The organism is Pannonibacter sp. Q-1, from assembly GCF_054073275.1.
This window is the reverse complement of sequence record NZ_JBSXNB010000002.1, coordinates 299420-314927: the sequence shown is the minus strand read 5'-3', so window position 1 is coordinate 314927 and position 15508 is coordinate 299420. Positions and strand designations below refer to the sequence as shown.

Sequence of the window (15508 nt, the reverse complement as noted above, 5' to 3'; positions counted from 1 at the left end):
TGCCAAAATCATCCCGAACGGGACTTGATGGAATTTGTAACGGGAAAGGAGATGCAGAGCGTGACTGCCGCTTGCCCAGGGGCGGACTAATCCGGAAAAGTGGTCCGGAAAACTGTTCCGGCAGCGGTATGCGCCGGTTGTTCAAGTGCTTGAAAAATAAGTAAATTAGATGATGGCTGGGGAACCTGGATTCGAACCAGGACTAACGGAGTCAGAGTCCGTGGGTCTACCGTTAACCTATTCCCCAGTAGACGCCTTTTGGCGGGCGGCGCTTGGTGGCGCTGCGATGAGGGGGCTTATAGCGGCTTGGGGGCGGGGGATCAACTGGGGAACGGCAAAAAAATGAAACGGCTGTGCGCCTGTGGATGAATGATCTCAAGCGCTTGGAAAAATGGCGGAATCCGGCCCGGAAACCGGGTTCCCGGAAACTGTCCTGTTTTTGCGGTGCCATATCCGCCGCCGTGACCGGCCGGCGGCGGTCCGCCCTGAGGATGCTTCGTCCGGGTTTTGCCGGCCGGTTTTGAGGGGCCCCGGGCTGTCCTTGCGTCTTTCCTGCCTCTTGCGCTTTGCCGCCTTTGCGCTGCGGCAGGCAAGCTGATACACTTTGCCCAACATTATCTTGTTGCGCGCGCTGTCCTCTTGAGGGGCTCCTCCTGGGTGACCGGCGCCGGCGCAGAAGGGCATTCAGGTGGAAGAGCACGGTCAGGAGGCTGCCCCGGCACGGGAGCGGCAGGCTGGTGCGGCTTCGGTTCAGGATGCGCGGTCCGGCAAGGGCCCGCGCAAGAAGCGCCGTTCCAAGGGCAGGGGCGGCGCCCAGAAGCGAATCGAGAACGGGCCAGTTGCGCCCGGACCGCAGGCGGAAACGTCTTCGGGGCCGCGTCCGGCAAAGAAGAAGCACAGGCGCCGTCCGCGCGCCGATCAGCGGCCCAACCGCGCCGAGCGGCGCGCCTGCCTTCAGGGCGAGGATGGTCCTGCCGGTGGCGGTGCAGAGCAAGCCGCCAGTTCCAGAGCTGGCGGTTCCATGGCGGCTGGTTCCTTTGCCTCCAGTCCGCAGGGCGGGCAGGCGGGGGCTGGTCATGGCGGGCGGAACGGGCAAACAGGCCCGGGTTCTGCTTCCGGTTCTGGCAACCAGCCGCGGCATGCCCGTGGCGGGCGCCCCGGTTTCAAGGGACGGAGCGCTGGAGCAGCTGCTGGGGCGTCTTCAGGGCCATCTTCAGGTCAGCCTTCCCATCAGCTGCTGGACAGCCCGCAGTCTTCCGGTTCCGGCACCGGAAACGAGGCGGGCCATCTTGCAACGGGGCAGGCGGCCCATGCCGGCGCAGAGACGGACGGGGCGGGCGGGCGTGGCCGCAGGCGGCGGCGCGGGCGCGGTGCGGCGCGCGGCGCGCATTCTGCATCCGCCCATCCGGCTGCGCGCGGGGCTTCGGGGCCTGATCAGGCTGGCGGGGAGCCGGCTGCTCACCCGGCTGCTCACAATGCCGCCCGGCAGGCTGTGGAGCCGGGCTCCCATTCGCGCCCCCAGCGGGGCCATGACCTGCCGCAGGTGCGCCGCTCCGGCCATGAGGCAGGGCGTTCCGTTGACGCGGACGGCGATCTTTATGCCGCGCTTGACCTTGGCACCAACAACTGCCGCCTGCTGATTGCCAAACCGGACGAACGCGGCTTTCGCGTCGTTGATGCCTATTCGCGCATCGTGCGCCTGGGCGAGGGGGTGGGCGCCAGCCGCCGCCTCAGCGATGCGGCCATGGAGCGCGCCATCGAGGCGCTGGACAGCTGCCACCGCAAGCTGGCCGAGCGCGGCGTGCGCCGCTCGCGCCTGATTGCGACGGAGGCCTGCCGCGCGGCGGAAAATGGCGAGGAGTTCATCGCCCGTGTGCAGCGGGAAACGGGGCTGGCGCTGGAAATCGTCAACCGGGAAACGGAAGCCCGGCTGGCGGTGGCGGGCTGTGCCTCGCTGGTGGATCGGGATGCGGACGGCGTGCTGCTGTTCGATATCGGCGGCGGCTCGTCGGAAATCGTCTGGCTGGATCTGCGCAACCGGGGCGGGGCGCGCGGCTATGCGCTGACGCGCTTCATCCGCGCCTGGGTGTCGCTACCGGTGGGCGTCGTCAATCTGGCGGAGCGCCACGGCGGCATGGACGTGAGCCATGAAGTCTTCGAGGCGATGATCGATGATGTCAGCAGCCATCTCGATGGCTCGGCGCTTGGCGCCGGGCTCCGCGAGGCGATGGCCTCCAGCAACATGCACATGCTGGGCACGTCCGGCACGGTGACGACGCTGGCGGGCGTGCATTTCGGCCTGCGCCGCTATGACCGGCGCCGTGTGGACGGAGCCTGGCTGGCGGATGAGGATGTGTCGGCCATGGTTGCCAAGCTGCGCGACATGTCCTACCGGGAGCGGGTGGAGAACCCTTGCATCGGTGCGGACAGGGCCGATCTGGTGCTGGCGGGCTGCGCCATTCTGGAAGCCATCCGCCGCCGCTGGACCTGTGCGCGCCTGCGCGTCGCCGACCGGGGTCTGCGCGAGGGCATTCTGACCGAACTGATGGCTGCGGATGGCGTATGGTCCCGCGGCGGACGCGGCCACAAGGGCCAGAAAGGAAGATCATGACAGGCGGCAAGCGCGGAGCGGGTGATCGCGGCCTGCATGTGCGGGTGAAGACGGCGGCCAAGCGCAAGGAATCCTCCACGCGCTGGCTGGAGCGCCACCTCAATGACCCCTATGTCCGCCGGTCCAAGATCGACGGCTACCGGTCGCGGGCGGCCTACAAGCTGCTGGAAATCGACGAGAAGCTCAACCTGCTGCGGCCGGGCCTGCGCGTGGTGGATCTGGGTGCGGCACCCGGCGGCTGGTGTCAGGTGCTGGCCGATGTGGTCAAGTCCACGCCGGAAGAGCCGCTGGTCGTCGGCATCGATTATCTCGACATGGACCATCTGCCGGGCGTCGTGCTGCTGAAGAAGGATTTTCTTGATGAGGACGCCCCGGACGCGCTGATTGCGGCTCTTGGCGGGCACAAGCCGGATCTGGTGCTGTCGGACATGGCGGCGCCCACCACGGGCCACCGCAAGACCGACCATCTGCGCACCACGCATCTGTTCGAGGTGGCGATTGATTTCGCACTGACGAATCTGGCACCCGGCGGGGCTTTCCTTGCCAAGGTGTTCCGGGGCGGCACAGAGAATCAGCTGCTGACCGACCTGAAGAAGTCCTTTGATTCCGTCGCCCACATCAAGCCGCCGGCCAGCCGCAAGGAAAGCCCGGAGCTTTACGTGGTCGCCAAGGGGTTCCGGGGCAATCGCGCCGCCTCCCGCGATCCGCGCCTGATTGAGGGCGAAGGAGACGGGGAGGACTGAGGTCCGGGCAGGGCTGCGGTGTGCCCGAATGGAAGACGGCTCCAATCATCCATTTGTCACAGCTTGTTTGTTTGCCCTTCCCAACCTGTCACCTGCGTGTTATTCACCCGCGCCAACTTCTCCGGCATTGCCGAAGCGCATCCTGCCGCCGCCGCCTTCCCAAGGGCTGGCGGGTTCCGGCATTTCAACTCAAGGGGAATTGGCCATGGCTTCATTTTTCGTTCCGACCACCGGCGTTGATGCGCTGACCTTTGATGACGTCCTGCTGATGCCGGGCCATTCGGAAGTCATGCCGGGCCAGACCGATGTGCGCACCCGCATCACCCGTGGGATTGAACTAAACCTGCCGATCCTGTCCTCCGCCATGGACACGGTGACGGAAGCCCGCCTTGCCATCGCCATGGCCCAGGCCGGCGGCATCGGCGTGGTGCACCGCAACCTCACCCTCGACCAGCAGGCCGAGCAGGTGCGCCAGGTGAAGAAGTTCGAATCCGGCATGGTGGTGAACCCGGTCGTCATCGGCCCGGACGCCACCCTCAAGGATGCGCTGGACCTGATGAAGGCCTATGGCATTTCCGGCATTCCGGTGGTGGAGAATGGCGGCAGCGGCGGTCTGGTCACGGGCCGTCTGGTGGGCGTGCTCACCAACCGTGATGTGCGTTTTGCCACCAATCCGGGCCAGAAGGTCTATGAGCTGATGACGCGGGAAAACCTCGTCACCGTGCGCGATACCGTCAGCCAGGAAGAAGCCAAGCGCCTTCTGCACCAGCACCGCATCGAAAAGCTGCTGGTGGTGGACGATGCCTATAACTGCATCGGCCTTGTCACCGTGAAGGACATCGAAAAGGCCCACCTCAACCCCAATGCCACCAAGGACGAGCAGGGCCGCCTGCGCGTTGCCGCCGCCACCAGCGTGGGCGAAGAAGGCATGCAGCGGGCCGAGCGCCTGATCGATGCGGGTGTCGACCTTGTGGTGGTGGACACCGCCCACGGCCATTCGGCCCGCGTGCTGGAAATGGTCAGCAAGGTCAAGGCCCTGTCCAACGGCGTTCAGGTTCTGGCCGGTAACGTCGCCACCCGCGACGGCACCAAGGCGCTCATCGATGCCGGTGCGGATGCGGTGAAGGTCGGCATCGGGCCGGGCTCCATCTGCACCACCCGTATCGTTGCCGGTGTCGGCATGCCGCAGCTGACCGCCATTCTGGAAGCCTGCGACGAAGCCACCAAGCAGGGCGTTCCGGTCATTGCCGACGGCGGCATCAAGTATTCGGGCGATCTGGCCAAGGCGCTGGCCGCCGGCGCTTCGGCGGCCATGATCGGCTCGCTGCTGGCGGGCACCGAGGAAAGCCCGGGCGAGGTCTATCTGCATCAGGGCCGCTCCTACAAGGCTTACCGCGGCATGGGCTCGGTTGGTGCCATGGCGCGCGGCTCGGCCGACCGCTACTTCCAGGCGGAAGTGCGTGACACGCTGAAGCTGGTGCCGGAAGGCATCGAAGGTCAGGTGCCGTACAAGGGCCCGCTCTCCAGCGTGCTGCATCAGCTTGCCGGCGGCCTGCGCGCTGCCATGGGCTATGTTGGCGCCAAGACGATCCCGGAGCTGCAGGAAAAGGCCCGCTTCGTGCGCATCACCGGTGCCGGCCTGCGCGAAAGCCACGCCCATGACGTGACGATCACGCGCGAAAGCCCGAACTACCCGACGAATATCTGAGCATTTGACTGACACTGTCCTGCGCAGGAGCATGAAGCCCCGCGCAGGACAACGGAACCGGAGTTGCATGATGAAGGACGGCGGACGCCTTGCAGCGGCGATCGAGGTGCTGGGTGAGGTGGAAAGCCGCCGCCGCCCGGTGCAGGAGGCCCTGAAGGACTGGGGCAATGCCCACCGGTTTGCCGGGTCGGGCGACCGCACCATCATCGGCAATCTGGTGTTTGATGCCCTGCGCCATCAGCTCAGCCTCGGCTGGCAGATGCGCTCTGGCAGCCCGCGCGCGCTGGCGCTGGCAACCTATGCCCGGCTCTGGGGCCAGGGGGTGCCGCGCCTCACTGAGGTGCTGGCCGATGACCGCCATGCCCCCGAAGCCTTGAGCGAAGAGGAAATTGCCTTCCTCTCCACGGACCGGGACGAGCCCGCGCCGGACCATGTGACCGCAGATGTTCCGGAATGGCTGTGGCCGATGTTCACGGACGCCTTTGGCGCGGCAGCTGTTGCCGAAGGGCAGGCGCTGGCCGCCCGTGCGCCGATTGATCTGCGCGTCAACACGCTGAAGGCGACGCGCGAAAAGGTGCTCAAGCGCCTTGGCGAAGAGGGCGCGGTGGAAACCGGCCTGTCGCCGCAGGGCCTGCGCATCGCTCCGCGCCCCGGCGCTGCCCGCATGCCGCATGTGCAGGCGGAAGAGGGCTACCGCAAGGGCTGGTTCGAGCTGCAGGACGAGGCAAGCCAGCTGGCCGCGCTGATCGCAGCGCCGAAGCCCGGCGAACAGGTGCTGGACCTTTGCGCCGGTGGCGGCGGCAAGACGCTGGCGCTCGCGGCCCTCATGGAAAACCGTGGCCAGATCTACGCTTATGATTCCGACCGGCTGCGCCTTGCCCCCATTCACGAGCGTCTCGCCCGTGCGGGGGCGCGCAATGTGCAGGTGCGTGATCCCAAGTTCTCCTCGCTGGAGGATCTGGAAGGGCAGATGGATCTGGTCTTCGTCGATGCGCCTTGCACCGGCACGGGCGTGTGGCGGCGGCGGCCTGATTCCAAGTGGCGCCTGACCGAAAAGGCCCTTGGCGAGCGCATGGAAGATCAGGCCCGCGTGCTGGACACGGCGTCGCGTTTCGTCAAGCCGGGCGGGCGGCTGGTCTATGCCACCTGTTCGCTGCTGCCGCAGGAAAACGGTGGCCAGATCGAGGCCTTTCTGGCGCGTGACAGCCGCTTTACGCGCGGCTCTGCCGTGGCCTCCTTCGAGGCCGTGCTCCCGGGCAAGGCGCTGCCGGCCCATGTCACGGCTGAGGGGCATTTGGTGCTCACCCCGGCCTCGACCGCGACGGATGGTTTCTTCGTCTCCGTGGTGCGCCGTACGGCTTGAACCTGACAGGACCCGCCGCGCGGATGTTGAGATCTTCGCGGCGGCATCCCTTTGATTACGTATCGTTACAATTGGATACGCGCACGGACAGGTGCCGGTGCTATGGAATCCGGAGCCAAGGGCAGCCGCGATCAGGCGCTGCCCGATAGCCAAAGGTTTCCAGTCATGCGCGATCTTCTTTTCCGATGGGCAACCCCGCTGACCGCCGGGCTGTTCCTCGTTTCCACCATTTCAGGTGTGGCTCTCTTCTTCGGCTGGCAGTCCGGCCTCTTCCACGAAATGCATGAAGTTCTGTCCATGGTGCTGCTGGCGCCTGTGGCCGTTCACCTGTGGCGCAACTGGAAGCCGATGCTGGGCTATTTCCGCCGTGCCGCGATGCCGTTGGCGCTGGCGGGCAGTCTTGCCGCAGGCGGGTTCTTTGCAGCAGAAGCCTTGACCGGGCCGGGGCGCAGCGGCAATCCGGCCATGGCGATGGTGAAGGCGGTCCAGAGCGCGCCGCTGTCGGCTGTGGCGCCGGTTCTGGGCCTTGAGGAGGCTGCGCTGATCGCAAGGCTTGAGGCGGCTGGCATCACAGGCGCTTCCGGTTCGGATACGCTCTCCAGCCTTGCAGCAAGCCGCGGGGAGGCGCCCATGGCCATGATGGCGAAGGCAGTCACGGCTCCCTGACCGGTATGTGATCTGTGCGCGGCGCATCACGGCAGCCGCGCACCGGCTGGCTCACCACCAGGATGTGCCGTAATTGATGTTCCAGGTAAAGCTTGTGCCGGCGCCTGAGCCGCCCGGCAATGTGGACCATGCAATAGACGCGGGACCGCCGGTCTGCGGGCCCTTCTGGAAGATGAAGAAGCCAGAGCTGCCACTACCCGAATTGTTGATCGTGAGGGTGTAACCGCCGGATGCGGCTGCCAGCTGTGCGTCGGACAGTTCCCCGGGCAGGGGCGGCAGCACGAGCACCACCTCACCGGGCTCTTCCACGATAACGCGGAAGGTCAGATCGTCCTTGGGCGCCTGTCCGAAGGCTTCACCTACGGCTTCAGCCGGGTTGCTGACGAGCCTTGCACGAAATTCTGCGTCTCCTGCTGCTTTCTCACGCAGCAGGGCTTCACAGGCAAGGCGGGCGGGTAGGGGCGTTGTCATGACGTTGTTCTTTCAAGGGTGAATCAACGGGGAAAGAAGGGGAACCGGGTAGAATAGACGCTGCCACCCCAGCCCATCGGATCGCTGCCGCCGCCGGGATGCTTGACGTTGCTCTGGGTGACGGCATCGGTCACCTGCGCATTCACGGCATAGCCTCCGGAGACGGCTTCCAGATCCTTGCCGGAAAGCTCACCTGCGCCCGCAGGCAGCACCAGCGCCACTTCGCCCGGCTTTTCCTCGATGACACGGATACTGATGCCCGGCTGTACGGCAAGGCCGAAGGCAGCTTCCAGTGCGGCGGCCGGATTGGCCGTCAGGGCTGCCCGGAAGGCGGCGTCCTCTGCCGCCTTGCTCTGGATGGCGGCTTCAAGTTCGATGCGGTTGCTGACCGGTTTCACGCTCATGGCTGGCGATCCTTCTCCTCAGGTGATGAAGGCAAGCTAGCCGCAGAACGCCCGAGCGGGGGAAATGGACCTTGAAAGTTCCGGCAGGCGGACCTTCAAAGGTCCAGCATACAATAGCCCCCGGGGCCTCACTTTGCAGCCTCTACCCTATGCACCGCGCCCTCCCTTTTCGTCATGCCATGGCTCGCCCATGGCATCCATTCCGTAGACTTTTCCTGGAGGTAAACCGCCAGAGTTTTCATCAACACGCCGCCGTGCAGGGAGGGCAGGGCATGGATGCCATGATCCAGTCATGGCATGACGGAAGAGAGCGTACAAACAGCAAGAAACCCGCGAGGCGGTGCCTGGCGGATAGCGATGGTGAAGCCTCCATGGCCATGCTTGCCAAGGCGGTCAACGCACCTGCCGATGTTCCTCTTGAGGCAATGCACCGCGCCCTCTCTTTCCGTCATGCCATGGCTCGCCCATGGCATCCATTCCGTGGGCTTTCCATGCAGGCAGTCCGCCAAGTGTTCCACAACACGCCGCCGTGCAGGGAGGGCAGGGCATGGATGCCATGATCAAGTCATGGCATGACGGAAGAGAGCGTGCGAACACCAAGAAGCCCGCAAGGTGATACCTTGCGGGCTTCTTGAAGGAAGATCATGTCCTGCGCTCTGCCATGTCAGGCGGAGCAGCGCGGATTACTTGATCTTGGTTTCCTTGAACTCGACGTGCTTCTTGGCAACCGGGTCGTACTTCCGCATGGACATCTTCTCGGTCATGGTGCGGGAGTTCTTCTTGGTCACGTAGAAGAAACCGGTGTCAGCGGTGGAAAGCAGCTTGATCTTGATGGTGGTCGCCTTGGCCATAGCCTTCGATCCTGTTCTGGTTAGTCCGGCAAACGCTCAATGCGGCCAGTCTCTGGCGCCCTTTGAGTTCGCTGCGGTGTCACGAAATCAGGGCGCAAACTACTCATAAGCCAGCCAAAGTCAAGCTCTGGCGCGGGCTCCCCGCAAAAATCCCCGGCAATGGCTCAGATCAGCTCCCGGGCAAAGCCGTTTCCACGCGCAAAATAGAGCGGAACCGGCGTTTGCGGCGCCAGATCCGGGTCGTGGGCGAGCCTTTCGGCAAGGTCAGAGAGAATCTTCTGGGTGATGATGGGCAGGTCCGCATCGCGCGTTTCCTCCAGCGTCAGCCAGGCGATGTCCTCCAGTTCCCCCGAAGGGCCGGTGCCCTGCGGCAGGCGGTCAGCGATTCCATCGGCAAAGACGGCCAGAAAGCGCGTGTCGAAGCGGCGGGAGCGGCCCGGCGGCGTGATGGCGCGGGCGACCATGCGCACGGGCGAAAGGTCCAGCTCGATGCCCCGGTCGGAGAAGGCCTGAAAATCGCCTTTTGCGGGCCACTGGCGCCCGGTCTGGCGGCCGATGAAGAGGCCAGCCTCTTCGTAGGTTTCGCGCACGGCGGCCACCGCAAGCGCCTTGAGGCGCGAGGGCGTCAGCTTGCCGCCCTTCGGCAGCACGGCGAGCTTGCGCTCCACTTCCGGATGATAGCTGGAAGCAACGGCCACACGGGAATCGCCCGGGTCCACCCGGCCGCCGGGAAAGACGAACTTGCCCGGCATGAAGGTGTGGCGCTGGTGGCGCTTGCCCATGAGCACGCGCAAGGCGCTGCCGCTGCGGTCGAGGATCAGCAGCGTCGAGGCATCCTTGGGGCGGATATAGGCGTGGCCCGTGTGCGTCTGGGCTTCCTTGTGGAGGGCGGCAAGGCCTTCGTCGCTCATGTCAGGCTCGGCTTCTCAGGGGCTGCGATGGCTGGCAGCGGGGTCCGGTTCGGGTAGGTCCTCGATGGATTCGGGGTCGAAACCATGCATGTAGAGCGCCCATTGCAGCCCGATCAGAGCACCTTTGACTGGCCTCAGGAAGCCCAGTGAAAGGATGAGGGTCAGCGGCAGCCACAGGGTCATGTGGATCCACACGGCCGGACGCCAGGCAAATTCCACCGCCATCATGGCCGGCACGATGATGTGGCCGACGATGGTGATGGTGAAATAGGGCGGGGCGTCATCGGCGCGCTGGTGATGCAGCTCCTCGCCGCACACATTGCAGGCCGGGTTCACCGTCAGATAGCCGGTGAAGATCTTCCCCTCTCCGCAGGCCGGACAGCGGCAGGAAAAGCCGCGCAGGATCGACTGGCCCACGTTGCGTTTCGGCTTCGCGGCAACAGGCCCCTCAGGGCCTCCCCCCGTCAGATACTGCAAGCCCATGATTACCTTTTCCCCCTCCGTCCCGGGGTGAAGCCGCCTTTGCGGGCGGGTGAACTGCGCCCGCCCGGCCCTGATGAGCCGCCCTTCCGGCGTGCGCCCTTGGCGGTGATGCGCCCCTCGCTCAGCAGCGCAAAGCGCAAGGCTCCGGCAAAGGGGGCAGCTTCCACCAGCTCGACCTCCACCTTGTCACCAAGCTGGTGGGTTTCGCCAGTCCTCTCGCCGATCAAAGCATGCGACGCTTCGTCATAGCGGTAATAGTCGTGGCCGATGGTCGAGGCCGGGATGAAGCCATCCGCGCCCGTGTCATCCAGCTTGATGAACATGCCCGACTTGACGACGCCCGCAATGCGGCCCGTGAAGCGCGCACCGACGCGCTCGCTCATCCACAGGGCAATCAGCCGGTCGATGGTATCCCGCTCGGCCAGCATGGCCCGGCGCTCGGCGGCGGAGACTTCCGCGCCGATGGCCGCGAGCTTGCCGCCGATTTCCTCCGGCAGGCCATCGGAGCCGAACCCCAGCGCCCGGATCAGTCCACGGTGCACGATAAGGTCGGCATAGCGGCGGATGGGCGAGGTGAAATGGGCATAGCGGCGCAGGTTGAGGCCGAAGTGGCCGATGTTCTCCGGCGCATATTCGGCCTGGGCCTGCGAGCGCAGGATCACTTCGTTGACGAGATGGGCCTGCGGCGTGTCCTTCACCTTGGCCAGAATGCCGTTGAAGGTGGCGGGCCGCAGACCGCCGGCGGACGGCAGCTTCATGCCGAGCGTGGACAGGAAGTCCTTCAGCGACTGCAGCTTCTCCGGGCTCGACGCATCATGGATGCGGTAGAGCAGGGGCACTTTCCGCTTTTCCAGCGTTTCGGCAGCCGAAACGTTGGCCTGGATCATGCACTCCTCGATCAGCTTGTGCGCATCAAGCCGGTCCGGGATGAAGACGTAATCGACCGTGCCATCCGCCTTCAGCTTGATCTTGCGCTCCGGCAGATCGAGATCCAGCGGCTCGCGGGCATCGCGGCCGAGTGTGAGGCAGGCATAGGCCGTCCACAGGGGCTTGAGGATGGGCTCCAGCAGCGGGCCGGTCTTGTCATCCGTCTGGCCGTCGATCGCCGCCTGCGCCTGTTGATAGGAGAGTTTTGCGGCAGAGCGGATCAGCACCCGGTGGAAGGTGTGGGCGATCTTGCGGCCGGTCTTGTCGAAGACCATGCGCACGGCCATGGACGGGCGGTCGACGCCCTCCTTCAGCGAGCACAGATCGTTGGAGATGCGCTCCGGCAGCATCGGGATCACCCGGTCCGGGAAATACACCGAGTTGCCGCGCAGATGCGCCTCCCGGTCCAGTGCCGTGCCGGGCCGCACATAGTGGGCGACATCGGCAATGGCGACGAAGACCACATGACCGCCTTCGTTGGCCGGGTCCTCGTCGGATTCCGCATAGACCGCGTCGTCATGGTCCTTGGCGTCTGCCGGGTCGATGGTGATGAAGGGGATCTTGCGCCAGTCCTCGCGCTTGCCCAGCGTCACCGGCTGGGCGCGCTCTGCCTCCAGCTCGACGGCAGCGGGGAAGACGTGGGGAATGCCATGGCTCTGCAGCGCGATTTCGGAAACGGCCATTTCCGACTTCAGCGAGCCGAAGCGGCGCACGATCCGGGCCTTGGGCGCGCCGTAGCGGCCGATGCGGGTGATCTCGACGCTGACGAGATCGCCATCCACCGCCTCTTTCAGGTCGGAGGTGTCGATGTCGAGTTCGCGCTGCTTGCGGTCGATCGGCTCCAGATAGGGCGGCATGTGCCCGGCGCGCTCGCGCAGGATGCCTAAAATGGCGCCCTGCTGGCGTTCCAGCAGCTTCAGCACCCGTGCAGCGTGGGCGGCTTCCGGGCCGGGATCAAGGTCTGCAAGGCGCACCAGCGCCCGGTCACCAATGCCCGGCGTTGCGCCGCGCGGTGTGTCGCGGCCCGTCAGCACCAGCACTTTCGGCGGAGCGCCCGCCTCTTCGTCCCAGTTCACGGGCTCGCCCAGCAATTCGCCATGGGCATCGCGGGCGTTGATATAGACCACGAAAACAGGCGGCAGGTCGCCGGGGCGGATCAGGCGCTTCTGCCGCTTTTCGACGACGCCTTCCTCGGCCAGATCCTTGAGGATGCGCTTCAGCTGGATGCGGGCGGCGCCGACGATGCCGAAATGGCGCGCCACCTCCCGCTTGCCTGCCTTGCCCGGATTTTCCGCGACAAAGGCAAGGATGTCCTCGCGCGAGGGAAAGGCGCCCGGCGTCTTGGCCGGTTTTGCGGCCCTGCCGCCGGGTTTTGCTGCGCTCTTGCGGGGGCGGGCGGGGCGCTGATCGGATGCGCCGCCGCCGCCATGGGGGCGTTTCGTGGTCAATTGGCCTCGTCTGCGGCAGTGCTGCCGGCTTTGGATCTGCTCTTGGCAGGCGCTTTCGCTGCCGCTGTCTTGGCGGTTGCGGTCTTTGCCTTGGTTGCCGTGGTCTTCTTGGCTGCCGCCTTCTTCGGCGCAGCTTCGCCGTCCTCAGCCTTTTCAGCTTTCTTCGGGGCAGCCTTCTTGGTGGTGGCGGCCTTCTTTGCGGCCGGCTTCTTGGCTGCAGCCTTCTTGCCGCCCTTGGCCGCAATCAGCTCCAGCGCCTGTTCCAGCGTCACGGCTTGCGGATCACTGCCCTTGGGCAGGGTGGCGTTGACCTTGGCCCAGTTGACGTAAGGCCCGTAACGGCCATCGCGCACGGTGATGGGCCCGCCATCGGGATGCTCGCCCAGTTCCTTCAGCGCGGCAGGAGCCGCCCGGCCACGGGCACCCTTGGCGCGCTTTTCCGCCAGAAGATCGACGGCGCGGTTGATGCCGGCCGAGAACACCTCATCGGCGGACGAAAGGTTCGCATAGGTGCCATCATGCAGCACGAAGGGGCCGAAGCGCCCGATACCGGCCGAGATCATCTTGCCGTCTTCCGGATGAGGTCCGATTTCGCGGGGCAGGGACAGAAGCTGCAAGGCCTTGTCCAGCGTGATATCTGCCGCAGACCAGCCGCGGGGCAGGGAGGCGCGCTTGGGCTTGGCCTCCTCGCCAAGCTGCACGTAAGGGCCAAAACGGCCCGTGCGCAGGGAGACATCCAGCCCGGTGGCCGGATCAGTGCCCAGCACCTTCGGACCATCGGCAGCCGCTTCCCCATCCTCGCCCTCGGCACCGCGTGCCAGCTGGCGGGTGTAGCTGCATTCGGGATAGTTGTTGCAGCCGATGAAGGCGCCGAAGCGGCTGACCTTCAGCGACAGCTGGCCGGTGGCGCAGGACGGGCAGGCACGCGGGTCCTTGCCCTCTTCCTTCACGGGGAAGATATGGGCGGCCAGCAGCTCGTTCAGCGCGTCGATCACCTGGGCAACGCGCAGGTCCTTGGTCTCGTCCACGGCGGCGGAGAAATCGCGCCAGAACGCGGCCAGCACCTCGCGCCAGGACAGTTCGCCGGCGGAAATCCGGTCGAGCTGCTCTTCAAGGCTCGCGGTGAAGTCAAACTCCACATAGCGGGAGAAGAAGCTTTCGAGGAAGGCCGTGACGATGCGGCCCTTGTCCTGTGGCACCAGCTGCTTCTTGTCGAGATCCACATATTCGCGGTCGCGCAGGGTCTGCAGCGTCGAGGCATAGGTGGAAGGACGGCCGATGCCCAGCTCTTCCATCTTCTTGACGAGGCTGGCTTCCGTGTAGCGCGGCGGCGGCGTGGTGAAATGCTGGCTGGCATCAATGCCCGGCTTGCCGTCAACGGCGGCAAGGCTCAGCGGCGCACCATCGTCCACGGCCGGCAGGCGGCGGGAATCTTCGTCCTCGTCGTCATCGCGGCCCTCCTGATAGAGCGCCAGGAAGCCGTCGAAGCGGACAACGGAACCGGTTGCGCGCAGGGCAGCATGCTTGCCGGAGCCGCTGGCGTCGATATCGATGGTGGTGCGCTCCAGCACGGCCGATTCCATCTGGCTGGCCATGGTGCGCTTCCAGATCAGCTCGTAAAGCCGGGCCTGATCGGGATCGAGGAAACGGGCGACATCGCGCGGGCGCCGGCCAAGGTCGGTCGGGCGCACGGCTTCGTGCGCTTCCTGGGCGTTCTTGGCCTTGGAGGAATAGAAGCGCGGCTTTTCGGGAACGTATTTGTCGCCGAAGTCGCTGCCGATGACGCGGCGGGCGGCGGCAATGGCTTCGCCCGCGATCTGCACGCCGTCGGTACGCATATAGGTGATGAGACCGGTGGTCTCGCCGCCGAGGGTGATGCCCTCATAAAGCTTCTGCGCCACCTGCATGGTGCGCGAGGCCGAGAAACCGAGCTTGCGGGAGGCCTCCTGCTGTAGCGTGGAGGTGGTGAAGGGCGGCTGCGGGTTGCGCTTGGCGGGCTTGGAGACGACGCTCTCCACCCGGTAGCTGGCGCCTTCCAGCATGCGCTTGATGGTCTGCGCCTGCTCTTCGGTCTTGATGTCGAGGCGGCCGAGCTTCTTGCCGTCAAAGCCCACCACGGAGGCGGTGAAGCCGTCACCCTTCGGCGTCTTCAGGCTGGCGAGGATCGACCAGTACTCTTCCTTGACGAAGGTTTCGATCTCCATTTCCCGGTCGCAGATGAGGCGCAGCGCCACGGACTGCACACGTCCGGCAGAGCGCGCGCCCGGCAGCTTGCGCCACAGGACGGGGGAGAGGGTGAAGCCGACGAGATAATCGAGCGCACGGCGGGCGAGATAGGCATCCACCAGCGGTGTGTCGATCGGCCGCGGGTTCTTCATCGCCTCCAGGATCGACTGCTTGGTGATGGCGTTGAAGACGACGCGCTCGACCGGGATGTCCTTGAGCACCTTCTTCTTCTGCAGCACATCCAGCACGTGCCAGGAAATCGCCTCTCCTTCGCGATCCGGGTCAGTTGCGAGGATCAGGCGGTCTGCGCCCTTCACGGCGCTGGCGATCTCGTTGAGCCGCTTCTGGGACTTGCTGTCCACCTCCCAGATCATGGCAAAGTCCTCGTCGGGACGGACGGAGCCATCCTTCGCCGGCAAGTCGCGCACGTGACCATAGGACGCCAGAACGTGATAGTCCGATCCCAGGTATTTGTTGATCGTCTTGGCCTTGGCCGGCGATTCCACAATGACGATGTTCATCACAATCCAGAAGCTGGTGAGCGGGCCGTGACCAGATTGTCCGGCCGTTTCCGCTGCAAATTCTTGTTCCCCCGGCAACGATCAAGGATCGCAAGCCGCCTGTCAAATGACCGTTTGTGAACAGAAGGTCAAGCCACGCTTGTGATTCTGGCTGTTTGAGTCTGGAACGGTGTTT

13 protein-coding genes and 1 tRNA gene are annotated in these 15508 nt (G+C 65.3%); 6 read left to right on the top strand and 8 right to left on the bottom strand.

Annotation, left to right across the window (positions count from 1 at the left end):
* Positions 1-173: 173 nt before the first annotated feature.
* Positions 174-247, bottom strand: a tRNA-Gln gene (locus tag ACVNHC_RS05445).
* 987 nt (positions 248-1234) lie between these two features.
* On the opposite strand from ACVNHC_RS05445, the gene ACVNHC_RS05440 reads away from it, so the two are divergent.
* The 5 genes from ACVNHC_RS05440 (at position 1235) to ACVNHC_RS05420 (ending at position 7091) form a co-directional block, all read left to right on the top strand.
* The gene (locus tag ACVNHC_RS05440; RefSeq protein WP_457166913.1) at positions 1235-2611 is read left to right on the top strand and encodes a Ppx/GppA phosphatase family protein; all 1377 of its coding nucleotides are present in this window, start codon (positions 1235-1237) and stop codon (positions 2609-2611) included.
* On the top strand, positions 2608-3354 hold the full coding sequence (locus ACVNHC_RS05435; RefSeq protein ID WP_019966408.1) for an RlmE family RNA methyltransferase: 747 nt from the start codon (positions 2608-2610) through the stop codon (positions 3352-3354). The genes ACVNHC_RS05440 and ACVNHC_RS05435 overlap by 4 nt, the downstream gene beginning before the upstream one ends.
* 205 nt (positions 3355-3559) lie before the next feature.
* Positions 3560-5062, top strand: coding sequence for an IMP dehydrogenase (guaB, locus tag ACVNHC_RS05430; RefSeq protein ID WP_019966407.1), 1503 nt, complete (start codon positions 3560-3562; stop codon positions 5060-5062).
* Between the two features lie 70 nt (positions 5063-5132).
* Complete coding sequence (locus tag ACVNHC_RS05425) at positions 5133-6425, top strand: RsmB/NOP family class I SAM-dependent RNA methyltransferase (RefSeq protein WP_457166912.1); 1293 nt, start codon at positions 5133-5135, stop codon at positions 6423-6425.
* A 165-nt stretch (positions 6426-6590) separates the two neighbouring features.
* Positions 6591-7091, top strand: coding sequence for a DUF4405 domain-containing protein (locus tag ACVNHC_RS05420; RefSeq protein WP_457166648.1), 501 nt, complete (start codon positions 6591-6593; stop codon positions 7089-7091).
* A gap of 51 nt (positions 7092-7142) precedes the next feature.
* On the opposite strand, the gene ACVNHC_RS05415 is transcribed toward ACVNHC_RS05420, so the two are convergent.
* Positions 7143-7562: a hypothetical protein gene (locus ACVNHC_RS05415; protein ID WP_457166647.1), complete on the bottom strand. Its 420-nt coding sequence runs from the start codon at positions 7560-7562 to the stop codon at positions 7143-7145.
* Between the two features lie 23 nt (positions 7563-7585).
* Entirely contained in the window at positions 7586-7966 is a 381-nt protein-coding gene (locus tag ACVNHC_RS05410) for an NHLP leader peptide family RiPP precursor (protein ID WP_457166646.1), read from the bottom strand.
* A 272-nt stretch (positions 7967-8238) separates the two neighbouring features.
* Here ACVNHC_RS05410 and ACVNHC_RS05405 point away from each other — a divergent pair, with 272 nt between their 5' ends.
* Entirely contained in the window at positions 8239-8526 is a 288-nt protein-coding gene (locus ACVNHC_RS05405; protein WP_457166645.1) for a hypothetical protein, read from the top strand.
* Between the two features lie 123 nt (positions 8527-8649).
* Here ACVNHC_RS05405 and rpmG read toward each other — a convergent pair whose 3' ends face one another.
* The 5 genes from rpmG to topA all read right to left on the bottom strand — a co-directional run bounded on the left by rpmG (position 8650) and on the right by topA (position 15333).
* The gene (gene rpmG / locus ACVNHC_RS05400; RefSeq protein ID WP_019966402.1) at positions 8650-8817 is read right to left on the bottom strand and encodes a 50S ribosomal protein L33; all 168 of its coding nucleotides are present in this window, start codon (positions 8815-8817) and stop codon (positions 8650-8652) included.
* Positions 8818-8981: 164 nt separating this feature from the next.
* Positions 8982-9728 carry an NUDIX hydrolase gene (locus tag ACVNHC_RS05395; protein WP_457166644.1) on the bottom strand — a complete coding sequence of 249 codons (747 nt, stop codon included), beginning with the start codon at positions 9726-9728 and terminating at the stop codon, positions 8982-8984.
* Positions 9729-9743: 15 nt separating this feature from the next.
* The gene (locus tag ACVNHC_RS05390) at positions 9744-10211 is read right to left on the bottom strand and encodes a DUF983 domain-containing protein (protein ID WP_457166643.1); all 468 of its coding nucleotides are present in this window, start codon (positions 10209-10211) and stop codon (positions 9744-9746) included.
* A 2-nt stretch (positions 10212-10213) separates the two neighbouring features.
* The gene (rnr, locus tag ACVNHC_RS05385) at positions 10214-12586 is read right to left on the bottom strand and encodes a ribonuclease R (protein ID WP_457166642.1); all 2373 of its coding nucleotides are present in this window, start codon (positions 12584-12586) and stop codon (positions 10214-10216) included.
* Complete coding sequence (gene topA / locus ACVNHC_RS05380) at positions 12583-15333, bottom strand: type I DNA topoisomerase (protein WP_457166641.1); 2751 nt, start codon at positions 15331-15333, stop codon at positions 12583-12585. Before topA ends, rnr begins: the two co-directional genes overlap by 4 nt.
* Positions 15334-15508: the final 175 nt, after the last annotated feature.